Here is an 18,551-nt window from a genome sequence, read left to right as displayed (position 1 = left end):
GTATCCTTTAAAACCTTCCGTATTTCTTGCGGAAATTTTGTCGGACCACTTCCGCTACCGTATTGACGATAAAGGTGAAGATGAAGAGGAGCACCGCCGACAGGAACAGGACCCGATAGAGGGTTCCCGCGACCGGTGCTTCGGGGATCTCAACCGCTATGTTGGCCGAAAGCGACCTGAATCCGTTGAAGATGCTCCAGTTCATGATCGGGGTGTTGCCGGTTGCCATGAGAATGATCATTGTTTCGCCAACGGCCCTGCCGAAGCCGATCATGATGGCTGAGAAGATGCCCGGTACTGCCGATGGCAGGACCACCCGCCAGGCTGTCTGCCAGCGGCTCGCCCCCAGGGCGAGGGAGGCGGCGGAAAGGCTTTTGGGCACATTGGAAAGCGCATCTTCGGCAATGGTAAAGATAATCGGGATGATCGCAAAGCCAAGGGCCAGCGATATGATGATCGAGTTTCGCTGGTCGGCACGGACCCCCAGCTGATTGTACAGCCAAAGCTTGAAGTCGCCATTGAAGAGCGCGGCCTCCAGCATGCCGCCCAGGTAATACGAGACCGCCCCGCCCAGCAGTATCGCCGGAATCAGGAAGAGAAATTCGTAGCCCCTGGTGGTCCGGTCTATCCAGGTAGCGGGCCTGATCCGCTGCCAGAACAGAATGACGATGAAGATGGCGGCCGGTATCAGCCCGATACTCAGGAAAAAGGCGACAATGGTTTTATCCAGCAAAGGTGCCAGCCAGAGTCCGGCAAGAAAGCCGATTACCACTGACGGAATGGCAGCCATGATCTCCACGGCCGGCTTGATGATGGCCTTGGTCCGCTGGTTGAGGAACTGGCTCGTGTAGATCGCGCCCAACAGCGCCAGCGGTACCGCGAAGATCATGGCGTAAAAGGTTCCCTTGAGGGTGCCGAAGATCAGCGGGGTCAGGGAAAGCTTGGGTTCAAAGTCGTCGTTGGCGGCTGAGGACTGCCAGACAAAGGCGGGCTCATTGTAGCTCTCGTACCAGACCTTGCCGAAAAGTGTACCGAAACTCACGTCGGGGTGGGGGATCTGCAGCTGCCAGACCGTCACCGCATTAGCGGCATCGATTGCCAGGAGCCCGGTTCCCTTGGCGGATAGCCCGATCTGCACCAGGGGGCTGGAGTGTTGCAGGGTGAGGAGATGCCGTTCCGAGGTCATGTGATCGACGTGCAGGGTTCCCCGTTCATCCAGGGACAGGAGGGTCTTGTCACGCTGCGAAGGGATGATGTCGATCACCTTCCCTTGGTGAGTGGACAACTGGTGGATCAGCTTCAGCCGCTTTTCGGAAAGTCCCTGCTCGGCCACGGGGAACCAGGTTGCAAAGCCGCCAGAGGCGTCCCCCACGGCGATGGAAATGTCGCCGAGGACCAGCCCCAGCGCCGTTACAGCCCTGCCGTCCGGAAATACCCGGATATTGTCGGTCAGCTGCGGTGCCCCGGCAGCGCCAAGGTCCCAGCGGAGGAGCGAGCCCCGGTCGGTACCGGCGTAGAGGTACTGACCCTTCTGATCCAGGGCAAGGGCACTCACCCGACCGGGGATCGGGTCGGTCAGTGGCGACGTGACTCTCTTGGCCGATTCAGTGCCGAAGATATCCTTGGTAATCTCCTGGCGGGTGATGGTGACGTGGCCGTCAGCCGAGAGATCGACACGGGTTGTCCCCTTTTCGTCATTCGAGCGCACCAGGGTTTTGACCGTTTGCGACGGCTGTTTCACCGGCTGCTCGACGAATGGTGCCGTAACCTCATGCCTGATGGTGCGTTTTCCCTCTCCGTCAAACCCCGGTGCGAACTTCACCTGGACCTTTGCCAGGGAACCGTCGCTCCAGAGCAGCGTGTAGCTGAGTTTGCCGGCCTTTTCAACGGAGGCGACCGTCCGCTTCCGCTCTGTGGTCGGCACTGCGGGCACACGGTCGAGGATCGTACCGTGCCGCAAATCGATAAAGGTGAAGGTGCCCGTCTCATCGAGGAGGTAGCCGGTTTCCCGGTAGTCGTCCAGACCTGCGGCGATGATCCTGGTTGCACCCAGTTCCCGGGGAACCGGGAATGAATTGACGACGTGTGCCGATGGCGGATAAAAGAGCGGCAATGCCACCTTGACGATGAGGATCAATATGCCAATGACGCTGGCCACGACCAGCAGCCCGCCGGTCTTGATGGCATGTCCGGCGATCCGGTCGCGTCGCTTGATCCGTTCGATGAGGTTTTGTTTCATTCGATAACCTGGTCAGACAAGAAAACGGCCGGAGCGGGTCCGGCCGTTTTTTGAGCACGTCGAGAATACGTCCTCTTGCTTACAGTGCCTTGAGCTGTTGATCGACGACCTTCTTGGGAAGCGGCAGAAAGCCGTCCTTGACGACGATCTCCTGGCCTTCCTTGGAGAGAATGAATTTGAGGAACTCGGCCTGGACCGGGGGAAGCGGCTTGTTCGGCTCTTTTACCACGTAAATATAGAGCATCCGACCAAGGGGGTATTTGCCGCTCAGGACGTTTTCATAGTTCGGAGCATAGGCCTCGGCACCGTCCTTCTCGGCAAGAGCGATCGCCTTCACCCCGGAGGTCCGGTAACCGATCCCGGAGTATCCCATACCGTTCCTGTCCTTGGTCACCCCTTGCACGACGGAGGCGGAACCGGGCTGCTCCTTGACGGTATCCTTGTAGTCACCCTTGGCAAGGGTGTGCTCCTTGAAGTAACCATAGGTGCCGGAGGCGGAGTTACGGCCGTAGAGGCTGATCGGTTGTTTGGCGAGTTTGCCGGTAACTCCCAGCTGATCCCAGGTGGTGATGTCGGTCGAATGGCCACGCTTGCGGGTCTTGGAAAAGGCGGCGTCGACCTTGTCGAGGGAAAGACTTTTGACCGGGTTGTCCTTGTTCACGAACACGGCCAGTGAGTCAAGAGCCACGCCGACTTTGGTCGGCTTGAAGCCGTATTTTTTCTCCAACTGGTCGATTTCGCTGCTTTTCATCTCGCGGGACATGGGACCGAATTGGGCCGTGCCTGCGATAAGGGCCGGCGGCGCCGTGCTGGATCCCTTACCTTCAATCTGGAGGTTCACGTTGGGGTATTTTTTGTGGAACCCTTCGGCCCACATGGTCATCAGGTTGTTGAGGGTGTCGGAACCGATGCTGTTCAGGTTGCCTGAGACACCAGCGGTCGATTTGTACTTGGGCAGCTTGGCATCAACCTTGAGCGCTTCCGCTGCAGCGAGGCTGACGGTAGCCAGTAGGCACGTCGCCACAATCAAGCTGATTTTCTTGATCATTTTTTGATCTCCCATTAGTTTGAGTTACCCGATTTCACTCGGACGCACTATAGCGAATAAGTGCTACAAATCCGTTACGACTGCGTAGTAGTTCCGTTAAAGGTTCAGGAACTGACTGCCTTTTTGAGGGAAAAGGTGAAGGTAGTCCCCTGGATCGGGTTGTTGGCGACACGGACGGTGCCACCGTGGAGTTGGACGATATGCTTGACAATGGACAGACCGAGGCCGGTACCCCCCTCGTCCCTGCTTCTGCTGGCATCTACCCGGTAAAAACGTTCAAAGATCCTGGAGATACTCTCGGGAGGGATACCCGGGCCGGTGTCAGAAACTGACACGTTCAGTTGACCCTCCTCCTCGGCAACATTTATGGAGACGCTGCCTTCGGCGGGGGTGTATTTAATGGCATTATCCAGGAGATTGACCAGTACCTGTTCCAACCGACCCTGGTCGGCCAGAACCTGCGGGAGCTCACCGGTCGGAGGGATAACGGTGATCTTTTTGGCCGCTGCCTTGGCTTCCAGCAGGGAGCAGGAGCGGCGGATGGTACCTTCAAGGGAAATCTTCTGCAACTGCAGGGAAAAGGTTGCCGACTCCAGTTCTGAGAGGCTCAGGAGGTCACCGATCAGGCTGGCCAGTCGCTCGGCATGATTCTGGATAATCTCAACGAACCGGATGGCACGCGTGGGGTCTTGGGAGATGACCCCATCCAGGAGCGTCTCGGCGTACCCCTTGATGACCGTAACCGGGGTGCGCAGTTCGTGGGAAACATTTGCGACAAAGTCCTTGCGTACTTTTTCCAACCGCTTCATGTCGCTGATATCGTGGAAGACCGCCACCACCCCCCGTAACTCCTCACCGGTTTGAAGCGGTACCCAGTGAGTGCGGATCGTTGTTTCCACCGGCATCTGGATGGTGATCTCCTCCTGCAGTTCGTTTCTGGTCCGGGTTACCAGCTTGTAGGAGTCATTGAGTGTCGGGTGACGGGAGATGTCGATCAGCGGTCTGCCGACAATGGTGTCGTGCACCCCGAACAGTCCGCAGAAGGCGGGGTTTACCAGGGAGATGGCACCCTTGCCATCCGTAACCATCAGTCCTTCTCCCATACCGCGCAGGATGGCATCCAGACGGTCCTTTTCCGACGAGAGCCTGCTGAGCTCGTTTTCCAGTCGCCCGGCCATTTCGTTCATAACCCTGGCCAGGTCCCCAAGTTCATCGCGCCATTCCACGGGCAAGCGACGGTGAAAGTTGCCACGGCCAATTTCAGTGGCAATGGCTGCAACCTGTCGCAATGGTCGGGAGGTGATCTGTGAGAGTAGCGTGCTGAAGACCGCTGCCAGGACCAGCGCCACCAGCAGGCTAATCCCCATGGTCGTTTCCATGCCATCAGTAGCTTTTTTAACCACCACCGTCAGGGGGAGCGCCAAGCGCACAATAGCTCCCTGTGTCGCACCAACAGCCAGTGGGACTGCTGCATAGAGCATGTCGGTCCTGAGGGTTGCCGAGTAGCGGGTGGCACTGCCGGTGCCCGATCGCCTGGCCTCCAGCACTTCCGGGCGGGTAGCGTGGTTATCCAGGGCTGTCAGACCCTGCTCGGGTACCTCGGAGTCGCCGACCACCTTGCCATCCGGAGCAATTATGGTCACCCTGGCGTTCACTGTTCGACCAATCAGTGTTGCCACACGCGGCGCGTCGCGGTGCAGGTCGGCAATCTCTCGGCCGGCCACGACTGACGCCAGTCTGACTTGGTTGACCAGGTTGTCCCGCTGGGTGGCAATGATTGAGGTGGGAAGGGCGTGGTGGAGATACCCATAGAGTGTCCCGGTCATAACTGCCAGCAGCAGGAGGTAAGTGGCCAGCAGTTTGGCGCGGATCGAGAATATCATCATGCCTCCATTTTGTAGCCGAAACCGCGCACGGTCTTGATCAGGTCGCCGGCCATTCCCAGCTTGTTCCGCAGGCGAGTGATGTGTGTGTCCACGGTACGGGAATCGGCCGTATGGCTGTACCCCCACACATCCCTCAGGAGGGAATCACGGCTCTGCATCCTTCCGAGACGTTCGGCCAGGGTGAGCAGGAGCTTGAACTCCGTAGTGGTCAGGCTCACCTCTTCGCCGGCCACCGCCACCAAGTGCCGGGAGGTATCGATGACCAGATTCCCTATACTGATGATCTTGGCGTCCGATTGCTCCGGCGAGGTCCGACGAAGAATCGCCCTGATCCTGAGCAGCAGTTCCCGGGTGGAGAACGGTTTTACCAGATAATCGTCGGCCCCCACCTCAAAGCCGACAACCCGGTCAATCTCCTCACCCCTGGCCGTCAGCATGATGATCGGGATGCCAACCGTGGAGGACTGCTTGCGAAGGAGTTTGCAGACCTCGGTACCGTTCATTTCGGGCAGCATGAGGTCCAGGATCACCAAGTCGGGCAGTTCACTTGTCACTCGTTCCAAGCCGGCCTTGCCGTCCAGTGCGATGCTGGTCTGGAACCCTTCCTTCTCCAGGTTGAAGGCCAAAAGCTCGGCCAGATCCCGCTCGTCTTCGATGATTACAATTTTCATGGGTCACCTATGGTGTTTTAGGTAACCGTAGCAAACCAATGTTACAAACAGGTGACCGTTGGGGTGAGAGTTTGTGAATTATAACGATTATTCCCGACAATACCCCATGATCACGATGGTTTCAGTTCCAAGGCAGACTTTGCAGTTTCAACATACCTTTTTCCCGACTGCAACACAGGTGTAACGACCCTGTGGGAGAATGCAGTGCAAACAGATGGGAGGAGGAACCGATGAGAGCTGCTTTGATGCCACTGGTTGAACGGACCATCCGGAGGAACCAGGTCGTGCTGAAAGTTACCGGCAAGGCCACCGCAATGCTGCGCAACCTGTCCCTGAAGCCGTATACGCCGAAGAGACGTACCCGTGAGTTCACTGCCGCTAATGCCTTGCCGAGCCTGCATGCGGTCAGAACCACCATTTTCCGGGAAAAGGGGGAGGGGACCATACCGACCATTGTTATCGCCGGTTTTGTCCCGGACGCCACCGAGGTGATCGAGTTCCAGCGCCCGCTCCTCAAAGAATTCGGCTCCATCTACTATCTGAACTATCCCCGTACCGGCTTTTCCCTCCCCCTGTTCTTTGCCCAACTGGCCGATCTGGTGGTGGAGATTAACCGTCAGGGTGAGCGTCCGGTCCTTTTCGGCGTCAGCTTCGGTGCCGGCCTCATCGTCAAGTTCATGCGCGAGGCGTTTCCCCATGAGAAGCTGCAGATCAGGGGGATAAGCCTGGTGAGTCCGGTACTCTGCAAGGATGACCTGGTCCGGCCCGGGGGTGAGAAAGGGGGTGGGGTAAGGATGCTGGAGAGTAATCTGCGTCGCATACTGCAGGCACGGTCCGACGACAAAAGCGGCATCGAGCGGCAGATCGAGCGGGCACGGCGCGGCTTCGTCGGCCTGTTCGAGGCCGGCGCCGGCAACCGGCGGCTGACCGGCCGGCACCTGGCCATCAGGAAAAAGATCTTCGACGTCCTGGAAAAGACCCCGGCCATTGGGGGGTATGAACGGGTCCTTGCTCTGCAATCGTTTCAGGAGCCGGGCGACGGGCCTCTGTTTGGCGGGCCGGTTCTGACCCTGCTGGCCGAAGCGGAGGAGAACCTGTTGGTGCCAAGCTCGCCGACCCTGGCCCTTTGCCGTGACCGGGAACGGTTCAGCCGCTTCTTTCCCCATGGTATCTGCCGTCGTGTTTCATCCGGCACTGACGACGACCCGGTTGCCCACGCCTCGCTGATCTTTCACCATCAGTATTACAATCCACTGCTGGCGTCATGGTACAACAGGCTGACCGCTCCCAAGCTGTTTGCTGCCATCTGAATTACAAGGATCGCTTTCATGCACCATCTTCTGAGACACGTGGCATCCCCCCTGGTCAAGCAGGGCGCCGGGCTCTTTGCCAAACGGTTTGAGCGGCGGGACCCGCTCGCTGCCCAGCAGGCACTCTTTGCCATGCTGGTCCGCCAAGCCGCTTCGACCCGTTTCGGCAGCGACCATGGCTTCGCCGAACTGGTAAAGCTTCCCTATCCCCTGGCCTATGAACGGTTCAGGCGCCAGGTGCCGATCAGGACTTACGCCGACTTCTGGCAGGAGTACTTCGGCCCGTGCTTCACCGACGACGGGGGAGGTAAAAGGCTGCTCCTGGACGATGTGACCTGGCCGGGGAGGATTCCGCTCTTTTGCGAGACCTCGGGCACCACGGCCCCCACCAAGTTCATCCCTTTTTCCCGTGAAATGTTCGCCGCCAACAAGCAGGCTGCGTTCGATCTGACGGCCAACTACCTGGCCCGCACCCCCCGCAGCCGGCTTCTGAACGGCCGTCTGCTCTACATGTCCGGCAGTACCCTGCTCAGCTCACTGGGAGACGAGATCCAGAGCGGCGACATGAGTGCCATCACCCTGCGCTACGCGCCGGCAATGCTCCGTCCCTTTGTGGCCCCATCCCCGGAGGTATCGGCTCTGCCGTGGGAAGAGAAGCTGGACGCCATGGCAGAGCTTCTCCTTGCCAACCGCGACATTACCGGCATTTCCGGGGTGCCGCCATGGATACTGCTGCTGCTGAACCGTTGTCTGGCACTGGGAAAAGGGCCGGTGCCGGAACTGTTGCCCGGCCTGGAATTGATCATCCATGGCGGCACCAGCATGAAACCGTACCAGCGGGAGTTCGCGGAACTGTTCGGGAGCAAGCAGCCGAATTTCCTGGAACTGATGCCCTCATCGGAAGGTTTCATGGGGTTTCAGGTGTCAGGCGAGCGGGAGATGCGGTTTACCCCCTACTATGGCGTTTTCTTCGAGTTCGTACCCTTTGCCCAACTGGACGACCGCGGTCGGCCAGCCGCCGATGCCTGTGCGGTACCCCTGGCAGAAGTCAGGATCGGCGAGCGGTATGCAGTGCTCATGTCCACCTGCGCCGGTCTGTGGCGCTACCATATCGGCGACACCCTCCGCTTTACCGGGACCGAACCCCTGACGTTCGAATTCACCGGTCGCGACCGCTTTCTCGACCGCTTCGAGGAGAAGGTGACGCAAGGGGAGGTGGAGCAGGCGGTGGCCGAACTCAACGCCATTGCCGGTGTCGAGGTGGCAGAATTCATTGTCGGGCCGGATATCGATACCAGGCGCCACCTTTGGGTCCTGGCGATGAAAGGGGTCGTACCGCCGGCCGAGAAGTTGGCACTGCTCCTGGATAACTACCTGATGATCCAGAATGCCGACTATGCGACGTTCCGCAGTCAGGGGCGGGTCAACGCGCCGCTGGTGCTGACCGTCGGCCAGGATCTGATCTACCGCTGGTCGAAGGAGGTGCGGGGTAAGCTTGGGGGGCAGAGCAAGATTCCCCATGTGGACCCGACCCTGGATGGCGAACTGGTACGGAGCCTCGCCAGCTATGCGGGCTGCGGCGTGTTTTCTGAATCGCAGGGTCGCCTTAGGATTGTCAGGGTGTGAGGAGATACTTTTGCCAGGCAGGGGATTTCCTCATCCCCCGATTTTTCTATGTTGTGCCGTTTTATGAACTGGCGAGATATTCGTTCACTTTTGCACGAAGTGCGGTGATGTCCCCTTTGCATATATATCCTTGAGCACCACGGGCCGCGACGAGCTCTTGCAATGTCTCTTCATCATTGGATGAATAGAAAAGAATCGGCGTATGCATTTCACCGCAGATCGGTTTGATGATGTCGGCAAGATTCGCGCCGGAAAGCGCCGGCATGTTCACGTCGAGCAGGAGCAGATCCGGCCTGACATCCTTCAGTCGGTTTGTTGCGCCGAATGAGCCTTGATGGGTAATCACCTCGATCCTGTCGCTGCAGAGCAGCTCCCTTGTCGTGTACAGGTGGATGTCGTCGTCATCTATAACCATTATGGTCTGTTTACGCTGCATGGCTGTGAACTCCTTTATTTTCGTTATGTTCCCATGGCATTGAAAGACTGAATGTCGAACCGTTGCCATAGCTGCTGGTGACGGAGATGCATCCTCCCAGGAGCTTCGCAATGTTCTTGCTGATTGTCAGGCCGAGACCGGTGCCTTCATGGGTCTTGGTCGTTGCATCCTCGACCTGACCGAACGCGCTGAAGATCAGTTGAAGGTCTTCTTCCCTGATACCGATTCCGGTGTCACGGATCTGGATCACGACTCTCTCTTCGAGGATGTCAAGGCACATTTCAATGGAGCCGCGTTCGGTGAATTTTGCCGCATTACTCGTCAGATTCGTCACTATCTGCCGCAGTTTGATCGCGTCCGTACATACGATCACCGGTTCAGCGGGCGCCAGGACACGGACGGTCACCGGTTTCTCCCCAATGAGAACACGGGTTGTCTCTGCAATTTCATGGAGTAACGATCCAACTTCGACCGTCTGGTGCGCCACTTCCATCCTTCCCGCTTCAATCTTCGACAGATCAAGGATATTGGTGATAACGGCCCTGAGATTCGTAGCCGTTGAGATCATGAACGACAGGCGCTCCTGTACCTGCTCCATTGATCCCTTGTCAGCCGCCAACCGCAGCAGTTCGGCCAGACCGATGATGGCATTCACGGGCGAGCGGAGTTCGTGGGTGACGTTGGCCAGAAACTGTGCCTTTACCTGATTGATCCTTTCCAGTTCCTTCGCCCGGGTTGTTGCCATCTCTTCCTGCAGGATGCTGCGGGACAGTGCATTGCTCTGCTCTAACACGAGCCTCTTTACGGACAGAAGACCGACGTAGGTTCCGTCTGCTTTCGCTACGATGATCTCGTCGTAGATGTTCTGCGGCGACCGTGCGAAGGCCTTTTCGATGACCTCGTCGAGCAATTCGTTGTCGCTGACGATCAGGGGGGACGTGTCGGCTATGGTAATGATCGGCTCACGTGCAAAGAGTTCGTTACCGTATCTACGGGACAGGGTAAAGAACAGTTTCGTCCGCGTAATGAGACCCCGGGGCATCACCCCGTCTACCACGGCCAATGCCTCCAGGTTAGGGGAGCTGAACAGACGGTCGGAGACCTCGCTCACAATGGTCTGAGGTGTCACCCGGTCGCTCGATGCGATCAGTTCTCCGACCTGAATCACGCTGTTCTGGGTGGCTGTCGGCATTGTGTATCTCCGAAACTTCTGTCTGTCTGCTTTCCTGTTGCGTAGCTTCATCTGTTTGCTCGTGCAGTTAGGCTATTCGGATCGGTTTGCCGGTGCTTGAGTTACGACTGCGTGAATTGTTGTGGGAAGTACATTGAAGTTGCGATGCGAAGAGGCGTCTTTTGTTTGGATATACACAAAGCCCCCGATGATTGCCTTCTGTATTGTTACAGTTGTGTGACAATTGATGCGACTGAGGTATTCCTGTTATGCATTCCGTTGAAAAGGACAAATCGTGTGGTTGACTATACAAAATGTTTCCATTCTGTCCGTGTCATCCGCTTCATAGTAACGAATCCGGTCTTGCTTCTGCTCACATAGTGTAACAACGTACGTCATGAGCATTAGAGGGTAGGGCATGGCATTCTCCGAATTGGTTTCCATCGACCGTATCCGTAACCACATCCGGGCACTGGAAGGGGTTCGCCATCCCGTTGCCGCGCCCGGGGCACTGGCGCGTTCGGCCGACTATATAACCGCCCATCTCATCTCTCAGGGATATGAGGTGGCGAATCACCTTTTTCCGGACAATGGCCATCAGTTCAGGAACGTTATAGCCACACGCCGTTGCCTCGGTCGTCATCAGGAGCGGGTTATTCTCCTGGCCCATTACGATACGGTTGCGACGACTCCGGGCGCCGACGACAACGCCAGCGGGGTAGCGGTAATGCTGGAGGTGGCGACCCTGCTCTCTCAGCTCCGGTTTGAGCGGACCATCCAGTTCATCGGGGTGAGTCTCGAAGAAAACGAACGGGAGGACGATCCGGAATCCGGCACCCGGGGAAGCCGGGCACTGGCGTCCCACGCCCGCGCGAACGGCTGGCACATTGAGGGGGTCGTGGTGCTCGAATCGGTGGCCTTTGCCGGGGATCGGGTCGTGCAGACCGTTCCGCCCGGAGTTCCTGTCCCGGTTCCCGAGTCCGGGAACTTCATTGCCGTGGTCGGGAACGAGCGGTCAGCGGATCTGGTGGACGGTTTCTCGCGGGCGGTCAAGCGGCAGGGGGACGGTCTTCCCTGCGTCACCCTGACGGTCCCCGGCAACGGGGAACTGCTCCCGGACAGCAGGCGTTCGGACCACGCCCCATTCTGGGACGAGGGGTACAGGGCGGTCATGGTGACCGACACCACGAACTTCCGCAATCCCCACTATCACCGGCCGACCGATACCCTGGAGACACTGAACATGGAATTTGCCGCCAGGGTCTGCAGCGCAACCGCTGGGCTCATCGCGGAGATGGCACGGCCCCGGTCGTAATGTTTCCGCACGCCAACACGTTCCGGGAGGTTGCATATGAAGATAGCCGCCCCGCATCCATTGCATGATGGCGCTGAGCCCTCCTACGAATTTCGCAGTGACCACCGCTTTTCGCCCGGGGTACAGCGGGTCTCCCGGCTTTTTACCTCCATCATCCCCTGCGTTACCGGTGTCGGCTGTCTATACCAGGCGGTTGCAGCGGCCCGGGATCGGCGCGTCTATCCTCCACCGGGCCATCTGCTCGATATCGACGGTTGTCGGATGCATCTGCTGACGGCCGGCTCAGGCAACCCCACGGTCGTCCTGGAGACCGGACTCGGTGGGATGTCCTCCGCATGGGGATGGATACAGCCGGAAACGGCAAAGTTCAGCCGGGTCGTTTCCTATGATCGGACCGGCCTGGGCTGGAGCGAGGCGGACACCGCTCCAAGAACGGCCCAACTTGCCGTACGCCGGTTGCGCGACATCCTGCGTCGCTCCCGCCTCTTGCCACCCTATGTCCTGGTCGGTCACTCCATGGGGGGGCTGTTCATGCGGGTCTTCGCCGACCGGCACCCGGAAGAGGTGGCCGGAATGGTGCTGGTGGACGCCGCCCACCCGGACCAGCACCTGCGAAGCCCCGCCATCGACGTGCATATGCGTTCCGGCTTTCGCATCCTGAGAGCAGTCCCCTTGCTGGCGCGACTGGGATATGTCCGCCTCACCGGGCTCTTCAACGCCTGGGCCAAAGGGCTCCCCCCACGGCAGGCCGCAGAGGCCGAGGCATTCCTCTCTTCGTACCGCCATCTCCGGACGACGCGGGATGAGTCGCTCGCCTGGGAGGCTCTCTGCACGGAAGTACGCGCTACGGGAGGGTTGGGGGGTACCCCCCTGGCGGTGGTGACGGCCGGGAAGGACGTCCTGCCCGGTCAACCTGAACTGCAGGCAGAACTTGCCGCACTCTCCGGCGACAGCATCCATCTGACTGTCAGGGGAGCCGACCATGTCTCGCTGGTTACCCGGCGCGAGCACGCCCAGTCGGTGGTGGAGGCGATCCGCCACGTGGTCGGGAGAGTGATGTCACGTGGACAAAAATACTGAAATCCCCGCTGCCGTACGACGCTGATCTCCCGGTCGTATGAATGGCGTCTTGACAAATGTGCCTCATGCCGGGAAAATGTCCCCTCATCCCGACTTCTGTCCGCAGTACCGGAGACGATGGGCATGGCAAAGATCATCGGCGTCATTCAGGCCAAGGGTGGGGTAGGCCGGTCGACAATCGCCACCAATCTGGCCGCGGTTTTCTCTCAGGACCGACGAACCGTACTGGTTGACTGTGATATGCCGCAGGGGACCAGTGCATCCTGGTTTACCCTCCGGCAGTCCGAGGTTCCGTCGGACAAGCTGCTTCTCACCACTGCCGGGAATCACCGGGAGCTGATAACTCGCCTGAAAAGCCTTGCCGACGACACCTCCTACGTCATCATCGACGGTCCCCCACGGCTTGCGGAAATGACCCGGGCCATCATGATGCTGAGCACCCTCTGCCTGATCCCTCTGGGGCCAAGCGCCGCCGAGATCTGGTCAACGGTTGATCTGCTGAAAACCATTGACGAAGCCGGCCATCTCAGGTCGGACCTGGACGTTCGCCTGGTCTGGAACCGCTTCCGCGGCCATACCCGCGAAGCCCAGGATATCTGCACATCCGTTTGCACGGAAATCCCTTTGAAGACATTGAATGCACGGTTTGGTTACCGTGTGGCCTATAGCGAGGCGCTCGCCAGGGGGCTTGCGGCTGATGAATGGCTGGACCGCCACGCCCATGGAGAGGTCCGCGAACTGGTTGCAGAGATACGACAGATTCTTGGAGAAAAAGGGCCATGACGAAGGAACGGAAAAAGCCGACCGTGACCAAGCCGGTAATCGATGAAGAGGCTGTGCTCCGCTTTGCCGAGGGGGGGGCTGCCGGTCAGGGAAATGGGGATGCCCGGCAGGATAAAGGAGAGTTGATCCCCATTACGGTGCCGGTAAAGAGGGAGCTCTATGCCGCCCTGGAACGGGAGGCTGCCCGCAAGAAACGGACGGTCGAGGAGTTTGTCCGCCGTCTTCTGGCAAAGCACTGCGGCTGAAAGATGAAGAAGCTCAGCCGGCTATATCCGGTGCTCCTCCACATGAAAGTGCATGGTGGCCCCGGTTACCGTGCTTCTGCCCGTGTACAGGAATATGACCACCCACAGGAGTTCCAGGAGCAGCAAAGGTGTCGGTCCCCACAGGGCCGCAGCACCCTTCGCCAGCTCGGGCAAAGCCGCTGCCGGGCCCTTCAGTATCGGCAGGAGCAGCCAGCCATAGGCGACGCTGATCACCGCCATGAACTGGTACGCCGAGATGGTTCCCCCACCGCGATAGTCGTCCCGCAGGAACTCGGAGAGTACCCGCCACCCCTGGGTCACGGTCAGTGCCAGCAGAAAACTGGCCGAAAACATCCCCCTGCCGAAGAGGGCTATCCCCACCAAGCCGCAGACGGTATAAATGACCGCGGTCATCCCTTGCACCGGCAGGACCTTCACCCCTTCCAGGCTGCCGGCATAGGCGGCCTTCTTAGTGGCCCCGTAAAAGACCGTGCTGTACCTACCGAAGATCCTTGCCAGGAAAGGAGGGGCCGCGGTGAGCGGTTTGCCGTAACAACAGCCGAAACTGAGGCAGGCCAGTCTGCCCAGCCCTTCGCCGAAGCCGTAGCCGATGGTAATGGCAGCGATGATTGCCGCTGCCGGCACCTCCACCCCCAACGACTTTCGGAGAAAGCTGCTGCCGGCCATGGCGACCCAGGGGGCGACCAGCGTGCCGACAAAAACGGCACCGCCGACGGTGAAGGTGTTGGCCTTCCTTTCCACCAGGCGGGCCACCAGGCGGGACGCGGGCACGCAGACCACGAGCATGGCAAAGAGCATGGCAAAGCTGGCCCGGGCCGGCAGGCCGATTGCGGCGAAGAGGCCGAACGCGATGCCGGTCGCCACGACGTAGGCATTGGCCGACAGGATGCCATACCAGGTCAGGTTCACACCGCGCCACGAGCCGGTGTTGTCCTTGGTCAGGGGGACCGCTGCCGCGATCTGCCAGCGCTCGGCCGGCAGGAAGCGGACCCCCCACCAGAGATAGCCCGCGCAGCAGACGGCCAGCATGGCAACCAGAAGCATATCGTTCATACGGCACCTCCCCGGGCGATCAGCGAGCGAACCTGCAGATCCGTTTCGACCAGCGGGATGTTGAACCCCTGTGAGAACCGGCTTTTCACATCAACACGCCTCATATTTTGCAGCAGGTCGTCGGCAAATTCGATCCTCCCGGGCTGGAAGATGAGAATGTCGGTGCTGCTTCCCGGTCGATAGAGACTCTTTGGCTGTCCCTTGCGCAGAAACTGGCCGGTCGAGACCGGAACCGGGTTGGTGTACTCTTCGGTTGAGTAGCATTGGACAATCTCGCCGATCATCAGCGCCACCACCTCGATCATTGCCACCAGTCCGACCCGGGTCCCCCCCGGGACATCGGTGTCGATGATCGTCACTACGCGTCGGTTTTTTGAGAAAGGGGTCGCCATCGCAACGACCGCGGCCGGATTGCAGGAATGGTAGGCGCCGTCCAGCTCGAAGATATCGCTGACAACACCGGCAACAGGTGTATGGTTGTAATGGTACTTGTCCGGGGTCAGCCGGAAAACGGCGAAGTCTCCGCCGCTAAACTGGTTATGCCAGTTGGTTTTTTCACCGAGCAGTTCCTCGAAGGAAAAGAACTTTCCCTTAACGAAGATGCTGGAAGAGTCACGGAACGATCCAACCAGGACCCGCGCATCGGCAGGTGAGACCACGGCCCCGGTCTCTTCAGGCATGGGCCGGTGTTCCCAGTAACGGATCCTGCGCTCAAAGACCTTGCGCGGCGTATCCAGGCTCTCCGGCGGATCAAGGCACTCCGCAAGGTCGATACCGCACTGCGACATGAATTCCTTCTGCCGCGAAACCTTGCCGATGAACGGCGCATCGTAGTTGACGAATGCCAGCAGATCGCTCATGCGGGCGCTGGTGAGGAGCCGGAACAGGATCGGTGCATTCTCCCTGGCGCCATGATACAGCAGCTTTACCAGGTGGTCAGCGATAAGCTTCTCGGTATGCACAGTGCCGGTTCGGCGTTCCACATACTGGTGCAACGACTGAATCATGAGATCATGTTCTCCATGGTACGTTCGGCGGCACGGCTGTCGTGATGGACGGAGAGCAGGAGCAGGTTGACGAGGTGAGTAAGGGTGCCGCTGTCGAGCCGCTCCCGGAGGAGGTCATCGCGGCATGCGGCCAGAAAGGAGCAGGCCCCACCGGTGGGGAGGCCATGCAGGAACTGCCGCGGTTCGGCATCCCCCGCATCTGCCGATTGCTCCAGGCTGAGCAGGTCGTCTGCCAGGTATCCGAGTGCTTCGACCAGATGTTCGTGACGCAGCCGTTCCCGGTAGTAACGTTCGGCACCACTGTTGAATTCCCCGGCGGTGACTGCCATCGGGTTTTTGGCGCCGATCTCGTCCAGGATGCCGGCAGTCAGGCGGCCAGCGGCAGAACGCTCGTCCGGGTGCTCCAACCGACCTTCCAGGTCGGCCAGAGTCCCTTCGAGCCCAAGGATCTCCACCAGGTCCGCCCCTTCGTTCCGGATAAAGGCCACCAGGGCACGACGGTAGTCGGCCACGGTGACCCGCAGATAGCCGGGATAGCGACGGCTGGCACGCGTTTCCCTGGTCAGCGATAGAATTCGCCGCAGCAGGGTGTTGCCGGTCTGTTTGCGGACGAAAAACGTGGGGATACCGATGGCTGCGGCGAAAAAAATCTGCCGCCGCTCGCTCTCGATTGATGGGTCGTCGGGGATATCACCATGATGCAACTCCCCCTTAGCCATCAGTTTGTAGGCCAGGGAGGTCACCAGCAGCTGCAGATCTACCGCCCGCGCCATATCGGCTTCAAAGCGGGCAAAGAGACTGTAGTGGCGTCCCTCGAAGCCGGAGAAGCCCATGACCCCGAATTCCCGCAATTTGTAGAGCAGATAGACCGACATCTGACTGTCGAACACCCCGAGTTCGTTCAGGTCCTTACGCAGCTTGTCACCGTTGCCCAGCCGGCCGTCCAGCGCCGGGCTGCGGGGAGTGCTGAGCAGGCAGACCAGGTAATCGATCAGCCTGAAATCCGGGACAAAGTCGCCCTTGAGTCCGAACATGCCGCTGATCATCCGGTCGAGCCAGGGTGGGCCAAAGGGGGTGACCGGCTGGCCGAACACCGACAGGCTGGCTTTTTTCTTCCAACGCCGCCAGATCATGCGCAGGTGGGTATAGTCCAGTTCATGGGGGAGAAAGCCGAGGGCACGCTCGGGGTGGAAGTCGGTATAGCCGAGCCGGTACGGGGCAGCGCTGTAACTGCCGACGAACAGGGGGAGAAAGTGCTCCACCTGCTTGATGGCCAGATCCCCCAGCTGCTTCTCGTTGCCTGCCGAAAAGCCGGAATCACCGTTCGCCAGCAGTTTGCCAAGACGCTGGCTCCCCAGGCTGACGTGCGTGCCGTTGTTGGCCAGGCTGACATTGGAGAGCGAAGGGAGTACCACCAGGTTGTTGACGATGATCCCCGCCTCGCGCAGCTTGGCGACGGCATTCAGTTGGCTGCGGGAAAGCACCTGGTGGCAGAGGTGCATGTACCGGTATTTATCCTCCCCGCGGTCCCAGCCGGACAGGCAGGGGCTCATGAAGAGCTCCCGGTAGAAGGAGTCGGAGATCAGGCCGTTGAGCTCTTTCTGGCGGACCGGCGGATGGGGGGCAAAGTAGATGAGGGCACGCTGACCACTCTCCCGCAGACAGAAATGTTCGTTGGCGTACATCAGCAGCAGATGGGTGAAGAGAAACCTTTTGGCTGCTTCCCTGGCCAGGGCGGAACCTGTTCCCGTCTTTTGCCGCAGGGGGACCACGTGAAAGGAAAAGGTCTCCGGCGAGGTGTTGTCGTTGAGGTAGTGCGCCATGAGACGCCGGCCCGTTTCGGCAACCTCGCGGGGAAGAGCCGGCTGGCTTCCGAGGATATCGGCCAGGGCCAGCTTCAGCAGATAACTGACCGGCAGTCGGAGCAATTCCTCGCCATCGGGACCGATCGTTGTGAAGCGATTGGCGTCGCTGCGCCGTCCGGCAGCGACATTACGCTTATCAGCCAGCAGATCACGCTCGAACACCTGTGCGGCAAAGGTGGAGAGCACGCGGCGTGGGAACCGGACCCAACTGTTTTCCCATACCTGCTCATCGTTATCGGCGAGGAAACGCTCCAGGTCGGTGATCAGCCTCTTCGGCGCCTCGCCGGCTGCCGCACGCTTGGCAATATTGACAAAATAGTCCGAGTGCTCGATCAACAGGGGGAGGTCGACGCTTTCCCGGCGACCGGCCACGGCTACCTGCATTTCCGTTTCGGAACCAGCTGTTGCATCGCCTGAAGCAAACGGCAGGCGTTCATAATCGGGATTGCCGCTTCTGTCTGACCAGCTGAGCCTGATCATCAACTCCCGCATGGAGAGCAAGGGAGAGAAAGTGGCAGGGGGGCGCCCTTCTTGTTCTGGTGTGATCAATGTCAATGCTGTGTTGTGGTGCACGTCATTCCTCGGAATTCGTCTTTAATGAGCAATATACACGGTCTCTGTTAACGTACGGTTACAGAGAGGTGAAACGTTAGCAACAATCGGCATCTGTGCGGGCTGTTGCACAAAAATAATCTGAAATGATACTGTCGGGCGGGTTGATTGTTACAATTGTGTGAAATGTTGGTGTTTGGAATGAATTGCAATGAGTTCCGGTTGCATCATCACCAAACGTCA

The 18,551-nt window shown here is 59.2% G+C and carries 15 protein-coding genes; 6 read left to right on the top strand and 9 right to left on the bottom strand.

Translation table 11 applies throughout. The annotated features are described in order from the left end of the window. Positions 1 to 7: 7 nt before the first annotated feature. From JN12_RS16210 to JN12_RS16195, 4 genes are all read right to left on the bottom strand, one after another. Positions 8 to 2,239, bottom strand: coding sequence for an ABC transporter permease subunit (locus tag JN12_RS16210; protein WP_145024658.1), 2,232 nt, complete (start codon positions 2,237 to 2,239; stop codon positions 8 to 10). A gap of 79 nt (positions 2,240 to 2,318) precedes the next feature. Beyond that, positions 2,319 to 3,287, bottom strand: coding sequence for a PstS family phosphate ABC transporter substrate-binding protein (locus JN12_RS16205; protein ID WP_145024656.1), 969 nt, complete (start codon positions 3,285 to 3,287; stop codon positions 2,319 to 2,321). Between the two features lie 104 nt (positions 3,288 to 3,391). After that, on the bottom strand, positions 3,392 to 5,173 hold the full coding sequence (gene pnpS, locus JN12_RS16200; RefSeq protein ID WP_342795417.1) for a two-component system histidine kinase PnpS: 1,782 nt from the start codon (positions 5,171 to 5,173) through the stop codon (positions 3,392 to 3,394). Continuing rightward, positions 5,170 to 5,844, bottom strand: a complete 675-nt coding sequence (locus JN12_RS16195; protein ID WP_145024652.1) for a response regulator — start codon at positions 5,842 to 5,844, stop codon at positions 5,170 to 5,172. The genes pnpS and JN12_RS16195 overlap by 4 nt, the downstream gene beginning before the upstream one ends. 230 nt (positions 5,845 to 6,074) lie before the next feature. Between JN12_RS16195 and JN12_RS16190 the strand changes: the two genes are divergently transcribed. Together JN12_RS16190 and JN12_RS16185 are read left to right on the top strand one after the other, a co-directional pair. Beyond that, complete coding sequence (locus JN12_RS16190) at positions 6,075 to 7,154, top strand: alpha/beta hydrolase (protein WP_145024650.1); 1,080 nt, start codon at positions 6,075 to 6,077, stop codon at positions 7,152 to 7,154. Between the two features lie 18 nt (positions 7,155 to 7,172). Further along, complete coding sequence (locus tag JN12_RS16185) at positions 7,173 to 8,780, top strand: GH3 family domain-containing protein (RefSeq protein WP_145024648.1); 1,608 nt, start codon at positions 7,173 to 7,175, stop codon at positions 8,778 to 8,780. Between the two features lie 61 nt (positions 8,781 to 8,841). Here JN12_RS16185 and JN12_RS16180 read toward each other — a convergent pair whose 3' ends face one another. Further along, on the bottom strand, positions 8,842 to 9,216 hold the full coding sequence (locus JN12_RS16180) for a response regulator (RefSeq protein ID WP_170241980.1): 375 nt from the start codon (positions 9,214 to 9,216) through the stop codon (positions 8,842 to 8,844). After that, positions 9,206 to 10,408, bottom strand: a complete 1,203-nt coding sequence (locus JN12_RS16175) for a sensor histidine kinase (protein ID WP_170241978.1) — start codon at positions 10,406 to 10,408, stop codon at positions 9,206 to 9,208. Before JN12_RS16175 ends, JN12_RS16180 begins: the two co-directional genes overlap by 11 nt. Positions 10,409 to 10,805: 397 nt before the next feature. Here JN12_RS16175 and JN12_RS16170 point away from each other — a divergent pair, with 397 nt between their 5' ends. The 4 genes from JN12_RS16170 to JN12_RS16155 all read left to right on the top strand — a co-directional run bounded on the left by JN12_RS16170 (position 10,806) and on the right by JN12_RS16155 (position 13,810). Next, a complete protein-coding gene (locus JN12_RS16170) occupies positions 10,806 to 11,702 on the top strand; it encodes a M28 family peptidase (protein ID WP_145024642.1) in 897 nt (298 codons plus the stop codon). Between the two features lie 36 nt (positions 11,703 to 11,738). Then, entirely contained in the window at positions 11,739 to 12,782 is a 1,044-nt protein-coding gene (locus JN12_RS16165; RefSeq protein ID WP_145024640.1) for an alpha/beta fold hydrolase, read from the top strand. A 123-nt stretch (positions 12,783 to 12,905) separates the two neighbouring features. Next, positions 12,906 to 13,565 carry a ParA family protein gene (locus JN12_RS16160; protein ID WP_170241975.1) on the top strand — a complete coding sequence of 220 codons (660 nt, stop codon included), beginning with the start codon at positions 12,906 to 12,908 and terminating at the stop codon, positions 13,563 to 13,565. Continuing rightward, positions 13,562 to 13,810, top strand: a complete 249-nt coding sequence (locus tag JN12_RS16155) for a ribbon-helix-helix protein, CopG family (protein WP_145024636.1) — start codon at positions 13,562 to 13,564, stop codon at positions 13,808 to 13,810. The genes JN12_RS16160 and JN12_RS16155 overlap by 4 nt, the downstream gene beginning before the upstream one ends. 21 nt (positions 13,811 to 13,831) lie before the next feature. On the opposite strand, the gene JN12_RS16150 is transcribed toward JN12_RS16155, so the two are convergent. Genes JN12_RS16150 through JN12_RS16140 form a run of 3 tightly spaced genes read right to left on the bottom strand, consistent with a single transcriptional unit; the run spans position 13,832 to position 18,236 of the window. Next, entirely contained in the window at positions 13,832 to 14,884 is a 1,053-nt protein-coding gene (locus tag JN12_RS16150) for a prolipoprotein diacylglyceryl transferase family protein (protein ID WP_145024634.1), read from the bottom strand. After that, positions 14,881 to 15,891 carry a phosphatidylserine decarboxylase gene (locus tag JN12_RS16145; protein ID WP_145024632.1) on the bottom strand — a complete coding sequence of 337 codons (1,011 nt, stop codon included), beginning with the start codon at positions 15,889 to 15,891 and terminating at the stop codon, positions 14,881 to 14,883. The genes JN12_RS16150 and JN12_RS16145 overlap by 4 nt, the downstream gene beginning before the upstream one ends. Further along, the gene (locus JN12_RS16140; protein ID WP_145024630.1) at positions 15,888 to 18,236 is read right to left on the bottom strand and encodes a hypothetical protein; all 2,349 of its coding nucleotides are present in this window, start codon (positions 18,234 to 18,236) and stop codon (positions 15,888 to 15,890) included. Before JN12_RS16140 ends, JN12_RS16145 begins: the two co-directional genes overlap by 4 nt. Between the last annotated feature and the right edge of the window lie 315 nt (positions 18,237 to 18,551).

It is taken from the genome of Geobacter argillaceus (assembly GCF_007830735.1).
Lineage (GTDB): Bacteria > Desulfobacterota > Desulfuromonadia > Geobacterales > DSM-12255 > Geomobilibacter > Geomobilibacter argillaceus.
Note: the sequence above shows the minus strand (reverse complement) of the source record. Positions and strands in the feature narration are given on the sequence as shown.